General features: G+C 38.0%; 23 protein-coding genes. 20 read left to right on the top strand and 3 right to left on the bottom strand.

Features of this window, described 5'->3' with window-relative positions; genetic code table 11:
* Nucleotides 1-338 precede the first annotated feature (338 nt).
* On the bottom strand, nt 339-1,562 hold the full coding sequence (locus tag EO115_RS07500; RefSeq protein WP_126938337.1) for an MFS transporter: 1,224 nt from the start codon (nt 1,560-1,562) through the stop codon (nt 339-341).
* Between the two features lie 467 nt (nt 1,563-2,029).
* Between EO115_RS07500 and EO115_RS07495 the strand changes: the two genes are divergently transcribed.
* Both EO115_RS07495 and EO115_RS07490 read left to right on the top strand, forming a co-directional pair.
* Nucleotides 2,030-2,539: an Lrp/AsnC family transcriptional regulator gene (locus EO115_RS07495; RefSeq protein WP_126938336.1), complete on the top strand. Its 510-nt coding sequence runs from the start codon at nt 2,030-2,032 to the stop codon at nt 2,537-2,539.
* Nucleotides 2,532-3,716 (top strand): pyridoxal phosphate-dependent aminotransferase, encoded by a 1,185-nt coding sequence (locus EO115_RS07490; RefSeq protein WP_126938335.1) that lies wholly within the window; start codon nt 2,532-2,534, stop codon nt 3,714-3,716. The genes EO115_RS07495 and EO115_RS07490 overlap by 8 nt, the downstream gene beginning before the upstream one ends.
* Nucleotides 3,717-3,861: 145 nt before the next feature.
* Here the strand turns inward: EO115_RS07490 and EO115_RS07485 are convergent, their stop codons facing one another.
* A complete protein-coding gene (locus EO115_RS07485) occupies nt 3,862-5,589 on the bottom strand; it encodes a DUF438 domain-containing protein (protein ID WP_126938334.1) in 1,728 nt (575 codons plus the stop codon).
* Between the two features lie 268 nt (nt 5,590-5,857).
* Here EO115_RS07485 and EO115_RS07480 point away from each other — a divergent pair, with 268 nt between their 5' ends.
* Complete coding sequence (locus tag EO115_RS07480; protein WP_126938333.1) at nt 5,858-6,457, top strand: type IV toxin-antitoxin system AbiEi family antitoxin domain-containing protein; 600 nt, start codon at nt 5,858-5,860, stop codon at nt 6,455-6,457.
* Nucleotides 6,454-7,302 (top strand): nucleotidyl transferase AbiEii/AbiGii toxin family protein, encoded by an 849-nt coding sequence (locus EO115_RS07475; protein ID WP_126938332.1) that lies wholly within the window; start codon nt 6,454-6,456, stop codon nt 7,300-7,302. The genes EO115_RS07480 and EO115_RS07475 overlap by 4 nt, the downstream gene beginning before the upstream one ends.
* Before the next feature lie 123 nt (nt 7,303-7,425).
* On the opposite strand, the gene rarD is transcribed toward EO115_RS07475, so the two are convergent.
* On the bottom strand, nt 7,426-8,301 hold the full coding sequence (gene rarD, locus EO115_RS07470; protein ID WP_126938331.1) for an EamA family transporter RarD: 876 nt from the start codon (nt 8,299-8,301) through the stop codon (nt 7,426-7,428).
* 222 nt (nt 8,302-8,523) lie between these two features.
* Here rarD and EO115_RS08565 point away from each other — a divergent pair, with 222 nt between their 5' ends.
* The 16 genes from EO115_RS08565 to EO115_RS07390 all read left to right on the top strand — a co-directional run bounded on the left by EO115_RS08565 (nt 8,524) and on the right by EO115_RS07390 (nt 23,800).
* Nucleotides 8,524-8,622 (top strand): Cas8a1 family CRISPR/Cas system-associated protein, encoded by a 99-nt coding sequence (locus tag EO115_RS08565; protein WP_371413267.1) that lies wholly within the window; start codon nt 8,524-8,526, stop codon nt 8,620-8,622.
* A complete protein-coding gene (locus EO115_RS07465) occupies nt 8,619-11,087 on the top strand; it encodes a TonB-dependent receptor (protein WP_126938330.1) in 2,469 nt (822 codons plus the stop codon). Before EO115_RS08565 ends, EO115_RS07465 begins: the two co-directional genes overlap by 4 nt.
* Nucleotides 11,088-11,139: 52 nt before the next feature.
* Complete coding sequence (locus EO115_RS07460; protein WP_126938329.1) at nt 11,140-12,171, top strand: ABC transporter substrate-binding protein; 1,032 nt, start codon at nt 11,140-11,142, stop codon at nt 12,169-12,171.
* Nucleotides 12,164-13,219, top strand: a complete 1,056-nt coding sequence (locus EO115_RS07455; protein WP_126938328.1) for an iron ABC transporter permease — start codon at nt 12,164-12,166, stop codon at nt 13,217-13,219. Before EO115_RS07460 ends, EO115_RS07455 begins: the two co-directional genes overlap by 8 nt.
* A complete protein-coding gene (locus tag EO115_RS07450) occupies nt 13,219-13,989 on the top strand; it encodes an ABC transporter ATP-binding protein (protein WP_126938327.1) in 771 nt (256 codons plus the stop codon). Before EO115_RS07455 ends, EO115_RS07450 begins: the two co-directional genes overlap by 1 nt.
* A gap of 96 nt (nt 13,990-14,085) precedes the next feature.
* Nucleotides 14,086-14,700, top strand: a complete 615-nt coding sequence (locus EO115_RS07445; protein WP_126938326.1) for a MotA/TolQ/ExbB proton channel family protein — start codon at nt 14,086-14,088, stop codon at nt 14,698-14,700.
* Nucleotides 14,690-15,094: a biopolymer transporter ExbD gene (locus EO115_RS07440; protein ID WP_126938325.1), complete on the top strand. Its 405-nt coding sequence runs from the start codon at nt 14,690-14,692 to the stop codon at nt 15,092-15,094. Before EO115_RS07445 ends, EO115_RS07440 begins: the two co-directional genes overlap by 11 nt.
* 9 nt (nt 15,095-15,103) lie before the next feature.
* A complete protein-coding gene (locus tag EO115_RS08405; RefSeq protein WP_164724079.1) occupies nt 15,104-15,856 on the top strand; it encodes an energy transducer TonB in 753 nt (250 codons plus the stop codon).
* A gap of 223 nt (nt 15,857-16,079) precedes the next feature.
* Nucleotides 16,080-17,294 carry an ATP-binding protein gene (locus EO115_RS07425; RefSeq protein WP_126938323.1) on the top strand — a complete coding sequence of 405 codons (1,215 nt, stop codon included), beginning with the start codon at nt 16,080-16,082 and terminating at the stop codon, nt 17,292-17,294.
* Nucleotides 17,295-17,371: 77 nt separating this feature from the next.
* Complete coding sequence (glmU, locus tag EO115_RS07420) at nt 17,372-18,745, top strand: bifunctional UDP-N-acetylglucosamine diphosphorylase/glucosamine-1-phosphate N-acetyltransferase GlmU (RefSeq protein ID WP_126938322.1); 1,374 nt, start codon at nt 17,372-17,374, stop codon at nt 18,743-18,745.
* Between the two features lie 116 nt (nt 18,746-18,861).
* A complete protein-coding gene (locus tag EO115_RS07415) occupies nt 18,862-19,815 on the top strand; it encodes a ribose-phosphate pyrophosphokinase (RefSeq protein ID WP_126938321.1) in 954 nt (317 codons plus the stop codon).
* A 1-nt stretch (nt 19,816) separates the two neighbouring features.
* Entirely contained in the window at nt 19,817-20,395 is a 579-nt protein-coding gene (gene pth, locus EO115_RS07410) for an aminoacyl-tRNA hydrolase (RefSeq protein ID WP_126938320.1), read from the top strand.
* Between the two features lie 251 nt (nt 20,396-20,646).
* Nucleotides 20,647-20,835, top strand: a complete 189-nt coding sequence (locus EO115_RS07405) for a hypothetical protein (protein WP_126938319.1) — start codon at nt 20,647-20,649, stop codon at nt 20,833-20,835.
* A 325-nt stretch (nt 20,836-21,160) separates the two neighbouring features.
* Nucleotides 21,161-21,358: a hypothetical protein gene (locus tag EO115_RS07400; RefSeq protein WP_126938318.1), complete on the top strand. Its 198-nt coding sequence runs from the start codon at nt 21,161-21,163 to the stop codon at nt 21,356-21,358.
* Between the two features lie 182 nt (nt 21,359-21,540).
* Nucleotides 21,541-23,103 (top strand): aminotransferase class I/II-fold pyridoxal phosphate-dependent enzyme, encoded by a 1,563-nt coding sequence (locus tag EO115_RS07395; RefSeq protein WP_126938317.1) that lies wholly within the window; start codon nt 21,541-21,543, stop codon nt 23,101-23,103.
* A gap of 10 nt (nt 23,104-23,113) precedes the next feature.
* Nucleotides 23,114-23,800 (top strand): thymidylate kinase, encoded by a 687-nt coding sequence (locus tag EO115_RS07390; RefSeq protein WP_126938316.1) that lies wholly within the window; start codon nt 23,114-23,116, stop codon nt 23,798-23,800.
* Nucleotides 23,801-23,857: the final 57 nt, after the last annotated feature.

Genomic DNA, 23,857 nt, shown 5'->3' with positions numbered 1-23,857 from the left:
TTGAGTTTGTATATGTCTATTTTATTGCAAAAAAAGAATGTTGGCGACTACTCTTATATGAGTAGCCCCAACATTTATTATAGAGCCATTATTTATATTTGATAGTATGATAGGGTAGTGAATTGATATAGACTTCTGGGTGCAAGAATGTTGTAGATTCTATCAGGTTAGTAAAGAACTATGTTAATGATACTATCCATAAAAAAATAGCCATACACCTGTATAGATAGTTTTGTTTAGATCTTTACAATCGCTAGACGTGTATATTGAGTGATTGTAAGTGTGTACTAAACATCGGTATCTACAGATGTATGGCTTTATTAACATATACGATGTAATTATTTGTGAGGTATATTTTCTTCGTAGATCATGGTTTCTTTTGCAGGATGGTAATAGATAGCATATAGTAGTAATACGATGACCGGGATAATCGCAGATACTAAATAAATACCACTATACGATAGTAGTCCGTGAAGAACTCCTAATGTATAAGGTCCAACGCCTAGTCCTAAGTCTAATCCAATAAAATAGGTAGAAAGAGCAACACCAATTTTAGCGGGTTCTACGGCTTTCAAACAGATGGCTTGACCATTGGACATGAATGTACCATAGCCTAGTCCAACGAAGGCGCCAGCAATGAGTAATAAAGCTGCAGTTGTACTATAGGCAATGAGAAGAAGGCCAATAGTTAAGCATACGTAACTTGGATACATGACGGCATTTTCCCCGCGTTCATCAAAGATGCGCCCCGCAATTGGACGTGTCACAGTAATAACAAGAGCATACACAACGAAGAAGAAGGCTCCTGCAGTGATCAGTCCAGTTTCATGTGTAAAAATGGATAGGAATCCAAGAACACTAGAATAGGCAAGACCCATTAAAAATCCAAGGAAAGCGATGAAGGATACACGTGGTTCAATAAAGTTTTTTAAGGACCAAGAACGCATAGAGCTAGCCTCTGCATTGGATAAGGATAAATTTTTAACGGGGAAGCGTAAACAAGCGATAGTCACAGCTACCGATAATAAAACAGCTAAATAAATGATAAAAGTAAATCCAACAGCAGGTAATAAAATCATGCCGATGAAAGGACCAATAGCTGCTGCTAAGCTGGTACTTAATCCGTAGTAGTTAATGCCTTCACCATCTTTTGATTTAGGAATGTAAGCAGTAACAACCGCATTGGCTGCAGTAGATACAGTACCATAAGCAAAACCGTTTAAAAAGCGTACCGTATCAAGAATTAATATATCTTTAGCGATTAAATAGGCTAAGGTGGTTAGAAAATAGAAGATAGCTCCATATCTAAGCACTTCTTTACGACCTATAAGTTCTAATCGTTGTCCCATAATAAGTCGTGCAAAAAGGGTACCAATGATATAAATACCTGTTGCGAAACCAGCCTCTGCCACGGTAGAATGAAGCTCTTTAGTAGCATAGCTAGCCGTAATCACAACAAAACAATAATACACTAAAAATACAATGAAATTAATAATAGTAATGCTGATGAATCCAGGATTGAATAATTTTTCCTCTTGAGGTTCTATCATTTGGTCATTCATACATAACTCCTCCTTTTGTAACATGTTTTATAGAATATACCTATTTTGTAAACTTGTAAAGATTATATAAATATTTTCTATAGTGTATAATTAAGTTAACAATACAAAGGAGAAAATATTTGATTAGGATTATGTAAAAATAAGCCTACAATCCCATTGTTTTAATAGGTTCATATCATGTGTGAATATAGTGATGCGTTTCTTTAGCTATAAAAAAATTTTAGAGCATTTTAATTGTATGTATATGATTTAGAGTCTCGTAAAACTGAAAAACTTTATTTATACAATATTCAAATATGTGTGATACATAGTTAGTTGAAATAGGAGATTTTACATAGGTGTAATATAATGTATTGCTACTTTCAGAGAAACTGACTATAATAAATAGATATAGTATTGCTCGTCGTTATATTCAATGCTATATTTCATAATAAATAGATAGTAATCATAAGAAAGGAGTCTCCCTTATGACAGTACAATTAGACACATTGGATCATCGTTTATTACGTTTATTAGATGAGGACGCCTCCATGTCGGCCGCAGACTTAGCCATTATGCTCAATAGTGAAGAAGCACACGTGGCAAGTCGTATTCAAGCCTTCGAGGAGTCTGGAATCATCAAACGGTACCAAGCAGTCATTGATTGGGAACAAGTAGACCAAAATAAGTCTACAGCACTCATTCAATTAGGTGTGACTCCTGCTCCAGATCAAGGATTTGATAAAGTAGCAGAACGAATTATGGATTTTCCAGAAGTACAAGGTGTTTACCTTATGTCTGGTAGCTATGATTTAACGGTCATCGTGGAAGGGGCTAGCATGCGTGACATCGCTTTATTTGTATCTCGCCGTCTATCTACATTAGATTCAGTGCTTTCCACTACAACAAACTTTATCTTAACACGTTATAAAGATAATAATATTGTGTTCCACACTGGTGGAGTTCGTGAAGATCGGAGAAATGTATTCGATGATTAATTATGACAACTATTTAAATGCTGAAATCAAAGCTGTGAAGCCATCTGGGATTCGACGCTTTTTTGAAATTGCTAATGAATTAGATAATGTTATTTCCCTCAGTATTGGTGAACCAGATTTTGCTACGCCCTACCATATTCGTGAAGAGGGAATTAGTACATTAGAAAAGGGAAAAACTTGGTATTCCCCTAATCGCGGGTTCATGGAACTACGGGAAGAAATTTCTAAATGGTTAGAACGGAAGTATCAAGTATCCTATGACCCAGCAACAGAAGTGATTGTGACAGTAGGTGGATCTGAGGCCATTGATTTAACTTGTCGTACCTTGCTAAATCCTGGGGATGAAGTGTTGATTCCTGTACCTAGTTTTGTATGTTATACGCCATTAGCGGAATTATGTAATGCAAAGCCAGTGCAAATTGTTACGAAAGAAGAAGATGAGTTTCGTTTAACGCCAGAAGCGATTGAAGCAGCAGTGACGGAAAAAACAAAATTGTTAGTCTTACCATTTCCTAATAATCCAACAGGTGCTGTATTACGTCGTGAGCATCTGGAAGCCATAGCAGAAGTTGTGATCAAGTATGATTTATTCATTTTGTCCGATGAGCTATATAGTGAGCTGACGTATGGTGATGAACCACATGTATCTATTGCATCCATTCCAGGTATGCAAGAACGTACTATCTTAATCAATGGCTTTTCCAAAGCTTATGCTATGACTGGCTGGCGCCTTGGGTTTGCCACAGGTCCAGCACCGATTATTGCGCAAATGACGAAGATGCATCAGTATGGTATTATGAGTGCGCCGTCCATGTCTCAATATGCGGCGATAGAAGCGTTGAAAAACGGAGACAAAGATATCCAATACATGCGTGAAGAATACGATATGCGTCGTCGCTTATTAGTGAGCGCTTTTAACCGTATGGGACTTCATACATTTGAGCCAGAAGGGGCCTTTTATGTATTTCCATCTATTAAAAGCACAGGCCTTAGTTCGGAGGATTTCTGTGAAAAGCTTCTGTATGATCAACGGATAGCTATTGTACCAGGCAATGCATTTGGAGATTGTGGAGAAGGCTTTGTGCGAGTGGCCTATTCCACATCGTTACAAAATATAAAAGAAGCAGTCAAACGGATTGAAATCTTTTTGCAAAAACTTAAGAGTAAAGAAATATAGTAATAGAATAGAGGGGCTATAACAAAATAGCCTACAAATAAAATAGAGGAAAGTTGATTAGAAAGTATCAACTTTCCTCTATTTTTATATTTTTAATATACAAAAGGGTCCCGAAGGACCCTTTTCATCGATATAGGTAAATATATTATTGTTGGTTGTGTTTGAATGCTAAAATAGCTTGGATTAAATCATCTAAAGGCATTTCACCACGTTCAGCTACCATGGACAGTGTGGCTTTAAATTTCATAAGTTTGGCTAATGGGGAGTTTAGCATTTTAAAGTTTGGATTGATATGAATCATGTGGTCTTTTAGGCCTGGAATTACATCGAATAGAGGGAATAGTTTGGTGTCACCAGTCAACCCTAGATCGTTTTCATAGACCGTAGACTGTGAAGCACTTTTTTGCACTGTATTTTGTTCAGTAGTACTAGCTGTACCATCCTCTTTGCGTACATGTTTGTAATCAATGTGGTCTACTGCATGGTACGCAGAATCAGATCCTTCCCAAATGAGTTCTTTACGAGAACCACTTAGACTACGAATGTGAGTGCAATCTTGTACCATTTCTAAGATGCCTTTAAATTGGCCTTCTTCATTACGAACAGCGATGTACTCAATGTGGATAAATAGATCAGGCTTGTCAATCCACATTTCAGTATAATCTTGTCTGCCAGCTTTGAAAGAATCGATGATTTCTTGGACCAAAGGGAGGCTCTTTTTAGGGTGGCAGTTTTGTACAACACGACCGATAATATTAGAGCTACGAGGGAAAATGCGGTGCTTTGTATCATTATAGAAGCGGACTAAATCATTTTCATCTACGAATGTAATGTCCACTGGTAAGAATTTAAAGATTAACTTAATTTGTTCAATGGTTAAAGAGCCTACTGCAAGATCGTGGGTTTGTTCTGCATTCCCATTGATACCGTATTTGCCAACTAATTGGGCTAACTCTTGTAATAAGGCTGTAGGATTAGCACCGCCACTTAGTGCTGTGCTAGATACGGAACCAGTAGATGCAACTGAGCCAGTTTGAGTTACATGTCCTTGATTAGCACCTGTGAAAGTATGTTGTGGTGCGTTGTTTGTAGATGGTTCGGAATGATGGGATGGCACAGCATCGGGGCGACCTTCGTAGAATGGTGGAGGCGTGATGAAAGCAAAGCCAATTTCATGATCTCCACGGCTCATAGTAATAAAATCGATGTCTTGTAACAGTTTCCATGCCGTAGGGATAAGGACTTCTTTTTCTTTGTTGTTTAAATCGCGAATAATATCGATGACATCCGCTTGTTTAGCTAAAAATTCAGATTCTTGACCAGATTCGAGCAGTTGTTTACTTTCAGAGATAGCATCACGAACCGCATCGTCGAAAGTCCACATGATTTTCGTAGGACGGTCGAAACCATATCGCTCTAACACAGGGTATAATTGATTTTGTTTGCGTGCCAAATGAATGCGCCAAGTGGTAAGTGCATCATATACACCAAGCCAAGGATTGAGAATGAAGTGAGGGGCTTGTAACATGGTTTCCATTTCGCCTAATTGTTGTTCCATGGCGTCGATTTCATCAAGATATACTGTCAATGGATGATGTACAGGATATTCATTGTTAGCTCGAATCAAGATACCATCAAATAACTCTAATAAGTCATCCATTCTATGAGTAATCTCTTCATCTGTGTAAGAACCTTTTAATTGTTGTTCACCGTAGGCAAATTCATCAGGCGTACATGTGCCGATTTTTTCTTTTAATAAAGTGCGTGCTGTTTCTAAATCTAAGGTTCCGCTTAGAAAACGATCTTTAATGTCAATCATGACTTCCATTCTGTCATTACCAGTTAGGCCGAGGGCTTGTTTCATTGTATCCATGAGGATCTCCTTTCTACTGAGTCTAATGAGTATATCTGTTATATAACCATTTTATTAAGATATACGTCATATACTATTTGGTAAGAAGTGGTGATAGAATCCACCTAATCGAATAACTTTCATTGTATATATGTAGTATAAACTAATTAAAAATAATTTTCAGTTGCTGAGGCTACAGATTGGTAATACGTTTGATTCCTATCAACCTTTATATTGACTTTTGTTCTTAGAAGATATAATATTTAAGAATAAAAAGGTGGTGTAAAGAGTGAAAAAAAAGGATCGTTTATTGGAAGTTATAAAGAATAATGCAGGAGTGATTACTACGAAAGAAGTCTTGGAGCATGGCTTTCACAAAGATACCTTAAAGGCATTAGTCGTAGATGCTAAATTAGAAAAAGTAGCCACAGGACTATACGCACTTCCGCATGAGAATATTGATGAGTATCTATATTTTACACATCGCATTAGGAAAGGGGTATTTTCGCACGAGACGGCTGCTTACTTGCAAGGATTAACAACAAAAATACCAAGTAACTATGTGATGACGATAATGGCCGGGGATAATGTTAGTCGAGTGACAAGGTTAAAAGATAATATTAATTTTAAATATGTGAATAAAGAATTATTTGAGCTAGGGAAAGTAGAACAATTGAGCCCTTTTGGACGGAGATTATCAACCTATGATAAGGAAAGAACGGTACTTGATATAATTCGAGATAAAGATAGAATCGAGGGGCAAATTTTTAGAGAGACGATACGAACCTATTTTTTGAATGATGCTATTAATCTATTAAGGTTATCTCAATATGCAATGTTGATGGATATGGAAGATGAATTGATACAATATACGGAGATAATGCTATGAAGACTGCAGAACAGATAAAAGGAGCAATTCGAAATATATCTAAAGAGACTGGGGCAAATCCAAATTCATTATTGCACATGTGCTTATTTGAAGGTATTCTTGAAAAGCTTTCAAAGTCTAAATATTGTGAAAATTTTATTTTGAAAGGTGGATTGCTAATATCTTCATTAATCGGGGTAGATATGAGAAGTACTCTAGATATGGATGCGACGATTAAAGGATTACCAGTACATGAAACAAATATTAAAGTTATTTTGGATGAAATCCTAGATGAAAAAATTGATGTAGAGATACAATATGAATTAGTTACATTGAAACCTATAAGAGAAGATGGTCTTTACGAAGATTTTTGTGCTACAATTAGGTGCACATTTGGTAAAATAAATGCGATTCTCCGAATTGATATTACAACTGGAGATGTTATAACTCCAAAGGAAATGACTTATGGATATTCTAAGATATTAGAGGATGGAATAATTCCAATAATGTCGTATACATTAGAAACGGTTCTTGCAGAAAAATTCGAAACAATCACAAGTAGAAATATTACAACCACAAGAGCAAGAGATTTTTATGATTTGTACATAATTTATTCAATGTATAAGAAAGAAATAAAGGATGATATATTATGTAAAGCGATAGAAAGAACCAGCACTCAACGAGGCACGGATGATATGATACGATCCTATAAGTTTATTACAAAGTTGCTACGTGGTAGTAAGGGATTGCAAAAGTTATGGGAAAAATATAGAGGTGCGAATTCTTATGCGAAAGGCATACAGTTTGATGACACACTTGATGTGTATGATAAGATAGGAGAACGATTCATCGAGTATGTGAAGTAAAGATTATATAATCATATACCTAGATTAAATAATATATACTAAAAGCTCACAGCATTCTTAAGGCGTGAGCTTTTATATTCTATAGGAAAAAGCCTGCACCAATGAGGGACAGGCTTTTGTTATTTATTTTGTGCGATTTGATGTCGTATACATAGCTAGAGCTGCCCAGATAAATGAAAAGGCAATGAGTTTATTAGTATCGAAGCTTTCACCGAAATAGAAGATAGCTAACATTAGGGCGATGGTTGGAGATACGTATTGCAAGAACCCTAATAAGTTCAAGGGTAATAGCCGAGCCCCATAACTAAATAACACAAGTGGAGCTGATGTGGTAAGACCTGAGATCACGAATAATAGGGCCGTATATGTATCATATTGGAAGGAAGTCCAGGAACTAGGGTCAATATACAGGGTATATGCTAGTGCAAATGGTGTAATTAACCAAGCCTCAAAAGCAATACTAGTGAAAGGATGAATCACTAGTTTTTTCTTAACGACTCCATATAGGCCAAAAGTGAATGCTAATTCTAGGGCAATATCTGGAATAGTCCCTAATTGGAAGGTGAGGAATAGAATACCTAGCGTGGCAAGACCGACACTACACCATTGTATGGTAGATAAACGTTCTTTAAAGATAAACACACCAAGCACTACATTTAACAGCGGATTGATATAATAGCCAAAGCTAGTATCCATAACACGATTGTTTGCGACAGCCCAAATGTAAATGCCCCAATTAAAAGCAATTAAGATAGCAGCTAATACTAAGAGTACAATTTGTGAAATATTGGATCGCAAATGGTGACAGTCTATTTTAAATTGTGTATAGTTCATGCCGATAGCAACGAATGACATGAATACGGCTGACCAAATAATGCGATGTGCTAGCACACTCATAGGTGCTATATGATGCAAGAGGGCCCAAAATAAGGGGAGAAGTCCCCAAATAATATAACAGCTTAAACCAGTGATAAGCCCTTTTTTATTGAGTTGTTCCATCTTTACCTCCTGGATACAACGGATGGATGTATTGTTTAATATTGTACCTAAACCATAGTAACATAGAATGAATACATGTTCTAGTCCAAGATTGGTTTTAAATATTATGCAATATATTGTTATACAAGATGTAAGTTAATTAAAAATATAATACAGAACATAGGAAAATCTAACTATGAAATTATGTTATATTTGATAAATCTATTGTAAAATGAAGAAACTATGAAGTACAATAAAAAGGTATGCTTTACATGTGAAAAAAGCAATACATATTCATATAAAACGTACGGGCGTACAAACATTTTGGAGGTATATTCATGAAAGTAACAAGTAAACGTATTTCTGCGGCTTTGTTAGCCTGTGTAGCATTGACTACATTTAATGGTGCACAAGCAGCATTTGATGAGCATTTAGACAACTACCAATTAGATACAAAGGTAGTAAAAGGAGATCGTTCGAAAGACCAATTTGGCAATACAGTAACAGAACAATCCTATTATCGTACTGGTGGTGATGTAAAAGTAATCACTCGTGATGAAATCGAAAAACGCCATTATTCTGACTTAACAGAGGCCATCAAACGTATCCCTGGTATTACATTCCAAAACCCAGGATACCGTGGTGGGGAATATGGATTCCAATTCTTCAATAATGGTATTTCTATTAACGGTGATACTCGCGTTATAGTATTGGTTGATGGTCGTCGTGTAGATAACTCTACAAGTACTCGTATTGCAGGTAGCAGTGAGTCAGGTAGTAAGTCTACAGGAGTAAATCTTGACCAAGTTATCAATATTAATGCAGTAGATAAAATTGAGGTTATTAAAGGTCCAGGTGCCTCTGTATATGGTTCTGATGCTACTGGTGGTGCTATTAATATTATCACTAGAAAAGGTGAGGCCACTAAACAAGGCTCTATTGACGTATCTACAGGAACATGGGGTAAGCATAATTATGATCTGTCGTACTCCGGCAGTGCGGGTAATGACAACTCGCTACACTATTATGTAGGATTACATCGAGTGGTGTCTGGTGATACAAAATATCGTGACGGACATACAGGTGATATTGGAATATTGGGAGGTTCTCGTTTTGATGAGCGAGGCGCTAATGTGCGACTTGATAAAGATTTCAGTGATACAGAACGTTTAACTGTATCTATTAACCATCAACAAGGCAAAGATGGATATCCGATTTCTACGCCAAACCAAAAATATTGGAATAAAAAAGATTGGAATCAAATCATATTTAAAGCTGCTGTGGGTGAACGGGATGAAGATGGCAAGTTAGTCCTAAATGAAGACTATTCAGGGGACTATGATAACGAAAATAAATATAAAGTTGTGCAAAATGAAAAAGGAAACCCTGCCTACCATAATTTATTTGCTTTAGATGGATTTGGTTACAATTCCTATAGTAAGTATAAAAATAATGATGTGGATGTAAAATACACTTTCGATCGTCAATCTGATATGGAAAGTTTTGTTCGTTTTTATATCCAAAGTCATCAGTATTTAAGTAGTGATAAATATGCTTGGGTATTACATGATGATGGAATGAGTAATAAGGCATTCAATTTAACGGGAGATCAATTTACAAAGGACTTCCCAGATGGCGCTAAAGACGGTGCATTATTAGATGCATGGATTGAAAAAAATTTAGCCCCATTCCCTGGCGGTAGTAAAGCAGCCTTGGAAGAATGGGTAGCCAAAACGGGTGGAAAAGCACAAGACCCAAGACATTATTATGATGAGAGAAAGCGTGGGATTCAATTACAAGTAGCACGTTCTATAGGTAAACATGATATCATCGCGAATGTTTCCTACGATAAAGATCAAAATGATCATGTGTATCAAACATCTAAAGGAAAAGTAAAAACATCTGTAAAACGTAATTCTTTATATGGTTATGTACAAGATAAAATTCATGTAAATGATAATTTTGATGTGACACCTGCTGTACGATTTGCTAAATATAGTGATTACATAACAGAGGCGGGAAAATCGTTAGGTGGTGACCCACATGTTGTGACACCTTCCTTAAATCTACAATATCAACTGCATGATGGTAGCACAGTGTATGCTGGCTGGACAAAAGTTCTTCGCCCATTACGTAGTGGTGATTATGTTTCAGCCTATGATGGAACAAAAACAAACTTACAGGATGAAAAAGGAAATGTATATACATTAGGCTATCAAAAAATATTTAACAAGAAAACCACTGTAGGTGTAAACTATAGTCTTACCGACATGACAAATGCTATTGCTAGCTTTGAAGTAAGAACTCCGAATGGTTTTGAAAGTGTTCCTGTGAATGCAAATCAAAAGAAAACATCTTTTAATCTTACAGTAGATCATAAGATTAATAAAAACTGGACTGTTGGTGTGGCATACAGTCATTTAAAAGATAGATGGTCAGCAAAACCAGGTTATGTAGTAAATCCAGCATGGAACTATAATAACTCTGGTGATATCAACACAGGTATCAACAAATTGCGTCCAGCGAATCATTATACACTCAATGTAAATTATGATGCGGGTAAAGTATCTTCTGGATTATTGGTTAACTACTATACTGGTTCCAATATTGAAGCTTTTACTTCAAAACGTTTCGTAATCTTAGATTGGAACTTAAACTATGATGTAAATAAAGATTTAACAACATATGTTGCAGTGACAAACTTAACGAACGAAGCATACGAAACTACTAGCTATGCCGTATATGGCCCAGGTAGTTCTGCAATGCCAGCTCGTCAAGCTATGATTGGTGCTAAATACAAATTCTAAAAGTGATGCTAGAAAGGGCTACAATTTGTAGCTCTTTCGTTTAGGTGAACGGATGAAAAAAATATATATAACAGGCTGTGTAGTGGCTTTGCTAGGAGGCTTGTATAGCGCACATTTACATGGCATGGAAGAATTCATTCCTATGCCTGACTATGTGGAAAGTACTGCTGTATCTCATGAAGTAGGGCCACGTATAGTGAATCAGTTAACAAGCAAAGGTACTGATCAAGTTGTCACCTATGAAGGGGAACCACGACGTATCATGGGTGTTTGGCAAAGTTCAGTAGAAACATTGCTTGCTCTAGGAGTAGGTGATCGTATGATTGCCGCTATAGGGGTGCCAGATAGTAAATATATTGCAGAGGAATATCGTGATGCCTATGAAAAAATTCCTTATAAAAGTATGGAAATTCCAGATGTAGAAACTACATTACTATGGGAACCAGATTTGCTTGTAGGATGGTATTCAACCTTTCAGAAGAATAATTGGAAGAGTACAGATTTCTGGGCACAACGTGGAATTGATAGTTACATATCAAGAGCATCCTATAAAAAATCTAAGAGAACAGTAGAGGGAGAATATCAATATATTCTTGATTTAGGTGCTATCGTCAATAGACAAGAACGGGCGGAAGAACTTGTGAACCGAACAAAACGTGCAGTGACAGAGGCAAAGACCTATGGAGAAGCACAGCATACCAAAGATACTGTTTTGATACTGGAAAATTCTGGGCGACAGTATCGAGTGTATGATAAAGAAACATTAGCAGGAAATATGCTAGAAGAAATAGGAGGTCATCTTATTTCGGAAGCAGGACAGACAATCAATGCAGAAGAATTAATTCATTTGAATCCATCAGTTATCTTTTTAGTGTTAGTGGAAGAGGATTATGAACGGCAAGATGAACTCATAGACAATCTATATAAGAATCCTACATTACAGCATGTGGATGCCATACGTAACCATCGAGTACATGGAATTCCATTGTTTATGGTGTACAGTGCTGGCACACGAATCCATGATGGATTGGATATTATGATTCACGGATTGTATCCAAATTTTACAGGAGGTACTCATGAGTAATCGAACACATACACTCACTGTAGTGGGAGTAGGAATTGTACTCATCGCATTGCTGATTTTGGGTATGGCATGGTCCTTGTTTTTGGGCACTGTACATATTCCAGCACAGACTTTATGGCAAGTAGTGGCATCAAAATTTGTTAATACTATTGTCATAGATGATCCACGGCAAGGAGCTTTGAATGATATTGTATGGATGTTGCGTATGCCACGGGTTATCTTAGCGGCTCTAGTAGGTGCGGGACTCGCTGTTAGTGGTGTCATTATGCAAGCCATTGTTAAAAATCCTCTGGCAGATCCATATATTTTAGGGATTTCATCAGGGGCATCTACAGGTGCTACAGTAGCTATTTTAATGGGCGTAGGTATTGCTTTTGGTGAAGAATACGTAGGTATTATGGCTTTTATAGGAGCTATGGTTATATCGTTTGGTGTGCTTATTATTGCCAATATGGGTGGACGAGCTAATGCGATCAAATTGTTATTAGCTGGTATGGCATTGAGTGCCGTTTGTAGTGCTTTTACGAGCATTATCGTATACTTTGCCAAAGATAAGGAAGGTATTCAAAACGTAGCCTTCTGGATGATGGGTAGTTTGGCAGGAGCTAATTGGGAGTTGATTGGCATCATGGTATTTGTCATTCTAATACCAATCGTATTCTTCTGGCTCCAAACACGCATTTTGAATTTGATGTTACTAGGTGATGAAGTAGCCATTACCCTAGGTGTAGATCTTCACAGATATCGCCAATTATACCTTGTGATGAGTTCTATTATGATTGGTTTTGCTGTGTATGCAGCAGGCATTATTGGATTTGTTGGGTTGTTGATTCCGCATATCGTACGACAAGCATTAGGAACGAACCACAAAGGACTGATTCCTATTTCCGCATTAGGAGGAGCTTTGTTGCTTGTAGTAGCAGATACATTGAGTAGAACTATTATTCCACATACAGAGCTACCAATTGGTATTTTAATTTCTGTTATCGGCGCACCTGCCTTTGTATACTTAATGATTAAGCAAACCTATGCATTCGGAGGTAATTGATGAATTTACAAGTAGAACAAGTTGCCTTTGGCATTGGACAAACGCAAATCTTACAAGGCATAGATTTAGAAGTGCAAGATCGTGAAATTGTCGGCCTAATAGGGCCTAACGGTAGTGGTAAAAGTACACTGTTAAAGTGCATCTATCGTACCTTACATCCCAATGCAGGACGCATTGAGTTGAACGGCCGCTCCTTGGATGAACTTTCATTCCGTGAAAGTGCTTTACAAATGGCTGTAGTGGCACAACATAATCAGTACCAATTTGATTTTACGGTGATGGACATTGTTCTTATGGGTCGTATGCCACATAAAAAATTACTTGAAGGAGATACACCAGAGGACTATACTATAGCTAGACGGGCGTTGGCACAGGTGGGGATGGACCATATGGAAACACGGAATTTCTTGAGCCTTTCAGGGGGAGAACAACAACGTGTGATCTTGGCACGAGCCTTAACACAAGAAAGCCCATGCTTGATTTTGGATGAACCAACGAATCACTTGGATATTAAGTACCAATTGGAGATGTTGGAAATCGTTCGTGATGCAGGGGTAACAGTCTTGATGGCAGTTCATGATTTAAACTTAGCATCTCAGTTCTGTCATCGATTGGTGGCTATAGACCGTGGTCAAGTAGTCGGTACAGGAACTCCTAAAGAGTTATTGACACCAGAGTTTATTCAAAACTTATATGGTGTACATAGTCGTATCGTAGAAGGTCCGACGAAAGATTCAATTCATATTATTTTTACAGAAACAGTAAAGTAAGCAGTCACTTTTTGTTGTTGTCTATTGTAAGGATAGAGCTAGTTCGATCCGTTACATATACTGTATGAATGTGAACCATGGATAAGGAGGTAAGACATGGGATTGTTTGAATTATTTATAAAAGGTGGATATGTGATGTATCCATTGCTAATTTGCTCTTTTATTGCAGTGATTATTTTCGTAGAACGGTTACGTTTTTATCGCTCTATGTTAGATGATGTAAATGCGCTACGTGAAACTATCATCCCTCTTGTACAACAAAGTAACTGGAAGGGATTACAAGCCTTGAAAGAAACTAATAAAGGAATGGCTACACATGTGATTGCAGAAGCAGCTCGTGGTGGCAACAATAAAGAACAACAAGAAAAATTATTAGAAGCAGCAGCGATTAGCGAATCCGCTAAGCTTCGCCAATATTTGAATTACATTGAATCCATCGTTACCATGGCTCCATTATTGGGGTTGTTGGGTACTGTAACAGGTATGATTGGTTCTTTCAGTGTATTATCTATTTCTGAAGGTCAACCATTTGCCATCACAGGTGGTGTAGGGGAAGCTTTGATTGCCACAGCTACAGGTTTGATTGTAGCAATCATTGCATTGATTCTGCATACATACTTAGTACAACAGCAAGATATTCTAATTAGCCAAATTGAAGATGCTAGTGCTATGTATATGGCAGAATTGGCAGGTGAAAACCATGCGTCTTAGATCCTTACGGACGACATCAAAACCGAAACTCATGATTATTCCTATGATTGATATTATTTTCTTTCTACTGGTCTTTTTCATGATGAGTATGTTAACGATGGTCGTTCAAAAATCTGTACCGATTCAATTACCACAAGCAGTGGCATCAAAAGTAGACCTGCAACGTAAAATTCCAATTACGGTTACGAATAATGGCCAAATCTATGTAGAAACGCAACCAGTGACACTAGATCAAATGATTCGTTACCTACAAGCAGAACAAGCAAAAGGTGGAGATATGGTTGTTATTCTACGTGGCGATGCAAAAGCTGAATATGGTGCATTTGTTACTGTCTTAGATACATTGAAACAAATGGGTATTGTGAAAGTATCTATTGCGACAGATAGTAAATAAGGAGGTACTATGGATAGACGATGGCGAATTCCCGCAGTGATATCCGGACTTACAAATCTAGGTCTTGTAGTACTTCTAGGTGTATTGGGTCATATACAAACGCCTACGCCAGATACGGAAGAAGTAGTAGAGGTGCAGTTAGTGCACGAGGAAAAAGGGGGCGGAGGACAAGCTAATCCAGGACCAGCGATTACGGCACCACACACGGAAAAACGTGAAATTCCGCCCCCAATTACGAACATAGCCGAAGCAGAAGCTATACTGGAGCAAGTCAAAGCAGAAGCGCCTAAAAGTGTTGCTATTGTAGCGCCGAGTACTAGTGCAATTTCTGAATCGGGCCCAGCTACATCTGGTGAAGGATCAGGTAGCGGGGATGGTTCTGGAAATGGTACTGGTCAAGGGGATGGCAATGGTACTGGAGACGGTAGCGGTGATGGTAATGGCAATGGAAGTGGCGATGGAGTAGACGGCAGTGATGACGGTGTCATCGTCGATGCGGGCAGCCTTTCTCAAGTGAGAGATGTAGAGGCTCCGTATCCACCTAAAATGCTACGCCAAGGGAAAACCGGTAGTGTAGTTGTTCAATTAGTGGTGGAAAAAGATGGCTCTGTTAGTTCTGTCAGTGTCATAGGCGGTAGTGGCCAACCAGAATTTGAACAAGCAGTAATGCGAGTAGCATACCAATGGACATTTGTGCCAGCCACTAGAAATGGACGACCAGTTCGTGCCTATGCAACAAGAAGCTATCGATTTGCGTTGTAGTTAAATAATACTTAATAAAGGAAAGTTGGTTTATTTCAGCTTTCCTTTTGTTATATGAAGATAAACTTGTCACAGACTCCATAAAAATGTTGAAATATATAAAAAGTTACATTCTACTCCATAAAATGATATAATAATTATAAAAATATGTTATGGAATCCATAAAATGATAAAAGTTAAGTTAGGTTTGCAATAAGAACCATAACATAAAGGAGGGAACGCGATGAAGTTAATTGAACGAAAACAGTATTTAGACTTTTTGCGTAATCATCGGTACACAGATGCGATTATTGTTGTATCTGGTATTCGTCGGTGTGGTAAGTCTACACTCTTTCAATTGTATAAAGAAGAATTGTTACATCAAGGTATTCAGCCAGAGCAGATTATAAGTATTAACTTTGAAGATTTAGAGTATGAACATTTACAAGAGTATCGTACATTGTACGAATATATTTTAGAACGGATTATACCGAATCAGGAGATGTATATCTTTCTTGATGAAATACAACATGTGCCTAATTTTGAAAAAGTGGTGGACAGTTTGTACATCAAAGATAAGGTGAAGGTGTACATCACTGGATCTAATGCGTATTTTATGTCTTCTGAAATGGCCACTTTATTATCGGGGCGCTATGTACAGCTAGATATGTTACCACTTTCATTCAAAGAATTTTGTGAAGCCCATCGCAAGGATGAACGGCAACCATTGGAAGAACTATATCAACGCTACACACAATACAGTTCTTTTCCAGGTATTTTGCGCTTAGGCGATAATTTGCCGATGATCTTAGATTATTTACAAGGAATATTTAACACCATTGTATTAAAAGATATCATTGCTCGCAGTAAAATTGGAGACCCTCAATTATTGGAAAGTGTGGCTAGATATTTATTTGCCAATATAGGGAGTCTTATCAATCCTACAAAGATTAAAAACTCGCTTATTAGTGCAGGTCGAAAAGTAGATGGTCGAACCATTGAGCGATATATATCAGCGTTACAAGATGCATTGTTACTGTATCAAGTCAATCGATATGATGTGCGGGGAAAAGAAGTGCTACAGCTGAATGCGAAGTATTATGCAGCAGATGTAGCGTTAAAACAATTCTTATTACCTAATCGTGGCGAGGATACAGGACATATATTAGAGAATATTGTATTTTTAGAGCTCATACGTAGAGGGTACAAAGTGTATGTAGGTCATCTACAAAAAGGTGAGATAGATTTTATTGCCCAAAAACAGGGTATGATTGAATATTACCAAGTAAGTCAAAGTGTATTAGATCCCCATACGTTAGAGAGAGAACTAACGCCGTTAGAGCAAATACAAGACCATTATCCTAAATATCTATTAACCTTCGATGTGATTAATAAGAATGCTAGTTATAATGGGATTCAACAGAGAAATGTACTAGAATGGCTTATGGAAGACAAATAACAGTCGAAAAATCTCCCACAATATGGTATGCTAATTTATATATAATTATTATTCAATAACAATAAAGGTGGATGCATATGAATGAATTAGTAGGTTTGATTTTAGCGGCCGGTAAAGGCACTCGCATGAAATCTAAACTTCCAAAGGTATTGCACAAAGTAGCTGGTAAGGCAATGGTGGAACGTGTATTAGAAGCGGCTCAATCGGTAGGGGCACAGCGCAATGTTGTCATTGTTGGTTTTGGCGGTGATGATGTGAAAGCCTACTTAGGCGATCGCGCTGAATACGTGACACAATTAGAACAAAAAGGAACTGGTCATGCAGTACAACAAGCAGAATCTGTACTAGGCAATCATGAGGGGCTTATCTTACTATTATGTGGAGATACGCCACTCGTAACACAACAAACGCTAGAACAATTATTGGCGCACCACAAAGAAACAGGAGCAGCAGCCACTGTGTTAACAGCCTATATGGATAATCCGTATGGCTATGGCCGTATCATTCGCAATGAAGCTAAGTCTGTAGAACGCATTGTAGAAGAAAAAGATGGTACATTGGACGAGTTAAAAGTGCACGAAGTTAACACGGGCATGTACATTTTCAACTCCAAAGAATTATGGCCTTGTTTAGAGCAACTTTCAGATGATAATGCACAAGGAGAACTATATATTACAGATGTGGTGAGTATCCTTGTAAAAGCAGGAAAAACAGTAAGTGCCTACATGACGATGGATAGTGACGAATCCTTAGGGGTTAATAGTCGTTTACAATTGGCACAAGCGGAATTGATTTTACGTAATCGTACTAACTTAGCCTTGATGGAAGCCGGCGTTACCTTAGTGGATCCGCATAGCACATACATTGCGCCAGAAGTTGTTGTGGGACCAGATACGATTATCTATCCAAATACAACATTAGAAGGTAATACGGTGGTAGGTACAAATAATATTTTGGGACCTAATACACGTTTATCTAATGTGACAGTAGGCGATAATAATCATATTCACGATTCGTATGCACACGATTGTGAAATTAAAAATGATACAGTCATTGGACCGTTTGTTCATTTGCGACCAGATACAGTATTATCTGATAAAGTAAAAATCGGCAACTTCGTAGAAGTGAAGAATAGCGTAGTTGGAGAGGGTACAAAATTCCCACACCTATCGTACATTGGTGACAGTGATGTAGGATCTAAAGTGAATATTGGTTGTGGTACTATCACAGTCAATTACGATGGTAAAAAGAAACATCGTACCACCATTGAAGATAAAGTATTTGTAGGTTGCAATTCTAATTTAGTAGCGCCTGTTACGGTGGGTAGTGAAAGTTACGTGGCCGCAGGTTCTACGATTACAAAGGATGTGCCAAGTCGTGCATTAGCATTTGGACGGGCTCGTCAAGTGGTGAAAGAAAACTGGGTAACAGAGGATACTTTCAAAAAATAATAGGGTACTAGAAATTTTGGTAAAATATATTACACAAAATTGAGAAAATGAAGTACAATAGAAGTAGAGCCTTTGTGCATCAAATTGTAAGTCAATTGTTTTAGAGGAGTAATGACATGGCATTAGAAGATGGTAAACGACTCAAAGTTTTTACAGGCAATGCAAATCCAGCGTTAGCCAAAGAAATTTGTGATTATTTAGACCTTCCATTAGGTGAAGCATTTGTAGGTCGCTTCAACAATGGAGAAGTACAAGTCATGATTGATGAAAGTGTACGTGGTAAAGATGTATTTATCGTTCAACCAACTAGCTACCCAGTGAATGATAATGTAGTTGAATTGTTAATCATGGCAGATGCATTAAAACGTGCATCAGCTCGTCATATCACAGCCGTTGTACCATATTATGGATATGCTCGCCAAGACAGAAAAACTCGTGGTAGAGAGCCAATTACAGCAAAATTAATGGCAGATTTACTACAAACATCTGGTGTAACTCGCCTTGTAACAGTAGATCTTCATGCAGGTCAAATTCAAGGTTTCTTTGATGTGCCAGTAGATCATTTGATGGGTGCATCCATTATTGCTAACTATATTAATGAAAAGAAAATGGAAGATGTCATCGTTGTATCTCCAGACCTTGGTGGCGTAACCCGTGCCCGTGATTTAGCAGATCGTATTGGTGCACCAATTGCAATTATCGAGAAAAAACGTCCACAACCAGGTGTTGCGAAAGTTATGAACTTAATTGGTGATGTCCAAGGTAAAAACTGTATCATCATCGACGATATCGTAGATACTGCAGGATCTCTTGTAGAAGGTGCGAAAGCATTGCAAGAATTTGGCGCTAAATCTGTTACAGCTTGTGTAACACATGCAGTATTAACAGATCCAGCATGTGAGCGTATTGCAAACTCTAACATTAAAGAGTTAATTGTAACAAATACAATCGATATTCCAGAACCATGCCGTTTACCAAATATTACGATTTTATCCGTAGCTCCGCTCCTAGGAGAAGCGATTTTGCGTATATTTCAAGAAGAGTCAGTAAGCTCTTTATTTGATAAATAATATGAAATTATTAGTTGGACTAGGAAATCCTGGTAGAGACTATGAAGGAACTCGTCATAATATTGGATTCATGGTGATTGATGCTATTGCAGATGGAGTAAGTCATACGCCGTGGAGAGAAGATTATAAAGCGGAAATTTGCTCTTGTACAATCGAGGGTGAAAAGGTACTACTAGTGAAACCACAAACGTATATGAATTTGAGTGGTGAATCAGTAGGTCCACTGATGCGCTATTATAAGTTGAGCCCAGAAGATGTATTTGTCATTTATGATGATATGGATCTTCCAATTGGAAAATTGCGAATCCGCCAAAATGGTAGTGCAGGTGGTCATAATGGTATTAAATCGATCATAAGTCATTTAGGGACTGATGCATTTCCGCATTTCCGATTTGGCATAGGTCGTCCGTTACCTGATTGGACGGTAGTAGATCATGTATTGGCTCGTTTTCCAGAGGAGCAACAAAGTTCTGTACAAAAAGGCGTCAAGGATATGGTGAAAGCCGTATTAGGTTGCGTAGAAGTGGGTCTCGATAAAGGGATGAATTTGTACAATCCTAAAAAAGGACGACCTCGTTAATAGTAAACCAAGATGGAGGATTATGTTCCATCTTGGTTTTTATTATGTGCAAATCGTGTGTAATTTGTGCATTTTCGTCGATATGCAGACTATCTTTCAATTGATGAAAGAATTCAATCAAATAAATTCACTATATGTACTATTTCATCTTGAAATTATGAGAATAAAAGTATATACTAAGTTTAGAGCAGTATAATTAGTATTTTATGTGAATCGTCTTTATTTTTACTTATTGTGAGGGAGGCATTATCATGAAAGGTAATAATTGGGGCGGCAAGCGGGCTGGTGCAGGTCGCAAAAAATCCTTATTTGAACGTAAAGGACGTACATTCCGTTTGACTGATGCTGAGTTTTTAGAAGTCAAACCATTAGTAGATGCAGTACGACGTCGTACTGAGGAAGCTATGTTAGCTACGTTAGCAGCCAAAAATCGAAAATAGTTGTGCGTTCGATAGTACTACAGGTTTTAATTAGCTAATCGCTTTTGATTACAAGTTAGTATGGAAAATCGGCCCCTTTGGGGTCGATTTTTTCTATTCATGTAAAAGTTCTATAGAATTAACTTGACAATATCGAAATATATCGTTATAATAGTTTCCAACATAGTTAAATAGGCCGATGCTGTATATACAATGTATAGGAAGTGTAGATGCAAACTTTCATATACGTATAACGGATATTTGGCTATGGTGGTTAAACCCGACCGCAGAAGGATCCTCATTGAGGAAATGAATTCAAAAATTACTACACAAATGGAGGTTAGCAATGAGCTTAATTAAAAGTTTATCCAACCGCTTGTCTGTGCTAGGATATAGTGGTTACGAAATTTCACAAATTATCAATAGTGCAACGGGCGGTCAAGACATTAACGCTATGACTGGTCAAGATTTATATCAAGTGGCGAACACGATGGAACACTATGTAAAAGCAGGTGCTCAATACGTTGCAGAATATAGCAAATAATATAAAGCTGTTACAGTTTGTAAGATATTACAAGTTGTAACAGTTTTTTTGTTGTTACTCTTATGGTAGATACTGTTGAATGCCATGACAGAGTAGGGTACAATAATACGTAGCATGGAACATAATTAATGACATACATCATATGTTTGAAGTGATATAGATAAGGAATACATGAGTGATATATGAAAGAAACGTGGCGACAAGATAGACTTCCTTTTGTGGAATCCTTGGAACGATATAAAGAACAGCGTATGATTCCATTTCATACGCCAGGTCATAAAATTGGGCACGGCGCTCCAAATCTGCTTAAGGAGTGGATGGGACCAGCATTGCCGTATGATTTGGGATTGATGTATGCCATTGATGATTATCACGAACCAGAGCGTGAATTACTAGAGGCACAACGCCTAGCAGCACAGGCCTTTGGCGCAGAACATACTTGGTTCTCTATCAATGGTACATCTGGAGCCATTCAAATGATGATTATGAGCGTTGTAAAAGAGGGGGAATCGGTCATTATCCCTAGAGAGGCTCATTGCTCTGTACATAATAGTTTAGTGTTAAGTGGGGCTAAACCAATCTATATGGTTGGCCGCTTTCATCACCGTTGGGGGATTCCAGTCGGTGTAACAGCACAAGATGCGATTGCTACGATGGATGTACATCCAGAGGCGAAGGCTATCGTACTGGTTCACCCTAATTATTATGGTATCGGTGTAGATGTAAAACGAATTGTAGAGGCAGCCCATGAAAGAAACATGGTAGTCTTGGTGGATGAAGCACATGGGCCACACCTCATCCCATCCTTAGGCATGCCTGTGCCTGCATTAGTAAGTGGTGCAGACTTAGTGGCGCAAAGTACGCATAAATTATTAGGATCCTTAACGCAAACATCGATGCTTCATGGACAAGGTCCTCGTATTGATACACATCGGATTCAACGATTACAACAATTATTGATGAGTACAAGTCCAAACTATATTTTCTTGGCCTCTTTGGATATGGCGCGTTACCAGTGGGCTATGGAAGGACCGGTCCTTATGGAACGAACATTGAAGTTAGCTCGTACACTACGAATGGCATTGAATGAGATTCCAGGTATTGTATGTCCGGGGCATGAGGATATAGATGGGGCTTTCAGTTTTGATGAAACAAAGATTATTATCGATGCTAAGCATCTGGGATTGACTGCACAAGAATTAGAACAAGAGCTGCGGGTGCGCCATATTGAAGTGGAATTGATGAAAGCGTATCATGTATTGTTGCTGATTACGATAGGTGATACAGAGACAAGCATACAGCACGTCATAGAGGCAGTACAGGACATATCAGATGCATATACGCATAACTTAGAAGAGGCTACAAAAGATTTCAGCGGAGATCATCAAGATGGCGATGCACTTGTATATGACCAAAGTAATGATAAAAGTATCCGTGTAATGGATAGTGCATATGATGCTAGTGATCTGCATGCAAGCATCATGGAAACATTACCAACACCAGTTGTGGTGCTTTCACCACGACAAGCATTTTATACTGATATGGAAGAAATTCCATTAGTACAAGCGTGCGGACGGATCAGTGGAGAAACGATTACCTATTACCCGCCAGGCATACCGTGCTTGGGTGTAGGAGAGGAAATTACAGAAGAAGTGTTGGCCTATATAGAGCAGAAACGGCGTGATGGATATGTGCCGAATGGTGCTAGGGACCGTAATCTAGATACAATCATTGTTTGTAAATAAGGAGATATATATGGGACAGTTAATCATTATTGAAGGTGGCGACGGTAGTGGCAAGGCCACGCAGACCGCCAAATTATTAGAACGATTACAAGCCGAAGGATATAAAGCTCGTTCAGTGAGCTTCCCTAATTACGATAGTCCAGCTGCAGAAACGATTAAAATGTATTTGCGTGGCGACTTTGGGAAAGAAGCAAGTTCTGTGAATGCCTATGTGGCGAGCACACTCTATGCTATAGACCGATTTGCATCGTATCGCCAAGACTGGCAACGGTTTTACGAAGACGGTGGTATCATTATTGCAGATCGGTATACTACCTCTAATATGGTGCATCAAATGATAAAGTACACAGATTTAGAAGAACGTAAAACATTTTTGCAGTGGCTTGATCAATTAGAATATGACTTATATGGACTTCCTCGCCCTGATGCGGTCATTTTACTGGATATGCCCTTATCGTTGTCTGAGGCTTTATTAGCAGAACGAACAGGTAAAACAGGGGGCAATACTGGGGATATTCATGAACAGGACCGTTCACATTTGATTGCTGTGCATGATGCTTACGATATGTTAGTGAGCACTTATGATTGGCATCGTGTGCACTGCGAAAATGAAAATGATCAGTTACGCACCATTGATGACATTCATGAGGAAGTGTATGGTATTGTAAAACAGTATATTGATGGTAATCATGGGTAGACTAGAATCATAGCGAATATAGAGTAAGAGGCTAGACACGGCGTAGGCTTGCAAAAT

Source organism: Veillonella sp. CHU740 (genome assembly GCF_003992055.1).
GTDB lineage: Bacteria > Bacillota > Negativicutes > Veillonellales > Veillonellaceae > F0422.
Note: the sequence above shows the minus strand (reverse complement) of the source record. Positions and strands in the feature narration are given on the sequence as shown.

What these genes read in the sequence shown, in the direction of transcription:
- EO115_RS07390 (WP_126938316.1), top strand. Translation starts at nt 23,114, where the DNA reads ATGGGACAGTTAATCATTATTGAAGGTGGCGACGGTAGTGGCAAGGCC.
- EO115_RS07490 (WP_126938335.1), top strand. Translation starts at nt 2,532, where the DNA reads ATGATTAATTATGACAACTATTTAAATGCTGAAATCAAAGCTGTGAAG.
- EO115_RS08565 (WP_371413267.1), top strand. Translation starts at nt 8,524, where the DNA reads ATGAAGTACAATAAAAAGGTATGCTTTACATGTGAAAAAAGCAATACA.
- pth (WP_126938320.1), top strand. Translation starts at nt 19,817, where the DNA reads ATGAAATTATTAGTTGGACTAGGAAATCCTGGTAGAGACTATGAAGGA.
- EO115_RS07405 (WP_126938319.1), top strand. Translation starts at nt 20,647, where the DNA reads ATGAAAGGTAATAATTGGGGCGGCAAGCGGGCTGGTGCAGGTCGCAAA.
- EO115_RS07445 (WP_126938326.1), top strand. Translation starts at nt 14,086, where the DNA reads ATGGGATTGTTTGAATTATTTATAAAAGGTGGATATGTGATGTATCCA.
- EO115_RS07500 (WP_126938337.1), bottom strand. Translation starts at nt 1,562, where the DNA reads ATGAATGACCAAATGATAGAACCTCAAGAGGAAAAATTATTCAATCCT.
- EO115_RS07415 (WP_126938321.1), top strand. Translation starts at nt 18,862, where the DNA reads ATGGCATTAGAAGATGGTAAACGACTCAAAGTTTTTACAGGCAATGCA.
- EO115_RS07455 (WP_126938328.1), top strand. Translation starts at nt 12,164, where the DNA reads ATGAGTAATCGAACACATACACTCACTGTAGTGGGAGTAGGAATTGTA.
- EO115_RS07495 (WP_126938336.1), top strand. Translation starts at nt 2,030, where the DNA reads ATGACAGTACAATTAGACACATTGGATCATCGTTTATTACGTTTATTA.
- EO115_RS07485 (WP_126938334.1), bottom strand. Translation starts at nt 5,589, where the DNA reads ATGGATACAATGAAACAAGCCCTCGGCCTAACTGGTAATGACAGAATG.
- EO115_RS07425 (WP_126938323.1), top strand. Translation starts at nt 16,080, where the DNA reads ATGAAGTTAATTGAACGAAAACAGTATTTAGACTTTTTGCGTAATCAT.
- EO115_RS07475 (WP_126938332.1), top strand. Translation starts at nt 6,454, where the DNA reads ATGAAGACTGCAGAACAGATAAAAGGAGCAATTCGAAATATATCTAAA.
- rarD (WP_126938331.1), bottom strand. Translation starts at nt 8,301, where the DNA reads ATGGAACAACTCAATAAAAAAGGGCTTATCACTGGTTTAAGCTGTTAT.
- EO115_RS07395 (WP_126938317.1), top strand. Translation starts at nt 21,541, where the DNA reads ATGAAAGAAACGTGGCGACAAGATAGACTTCCTTTTGTGGAATCCTTG.
- EO115_RS08405 (WP_164724079.1), top strand. Translation starts at nt 15,104, where the DNA reads ATGGATAGACGATGGCGAATTCCCGCAGTGATATCCGGACTTACAAAT.
- EO115_RS07465 (WP_126938330.1), top strand. Translation starts at nt 8,619, where the DNA reads ATGAAAGTAACAAGTAAACGTATTTCTGCGGCTTTGTTAGCCTGTGTA.
- EO115_RS07460 (WP_126938329.1), top strand. Translation starts at nt 11,140, where the DNA reads ATGAAAAAAATATATATAACAGGCTGTGTAGTGGCTTTGCTAGGAGGC.
- glmU (WP_126938322.1), top strand. Translation starts at nt 17,372, where the DNA reads ATGAATGAATTAGTAGGTTTGATTTTAGCGGCCGGTAAAGGCACTCGC.
- EO115_RS07450 (WP_126938327.1), top strand. Translation starts at nt 13,219, where the DNA reads ATGAATTTACAAGTAGAACAAGTTGCCTTTGGCATTGGACAAACGCAA.
- EO115_RS07440 (WP_126938325.1), top strand. Translation starts at nt 14,690, where the DNA reads ATGCGTCTTAGATCCTTACGGACGACATCAAAACCGAAACTCATGATT.
- EO115_RS07400 (WP_126938318.1), top strand. Translation starts at nt 21,161, where the DNA reads ATGAGCTTAATTAAAAGTTTATCCAACCGCTTGTCTGTGCTAGGATAT.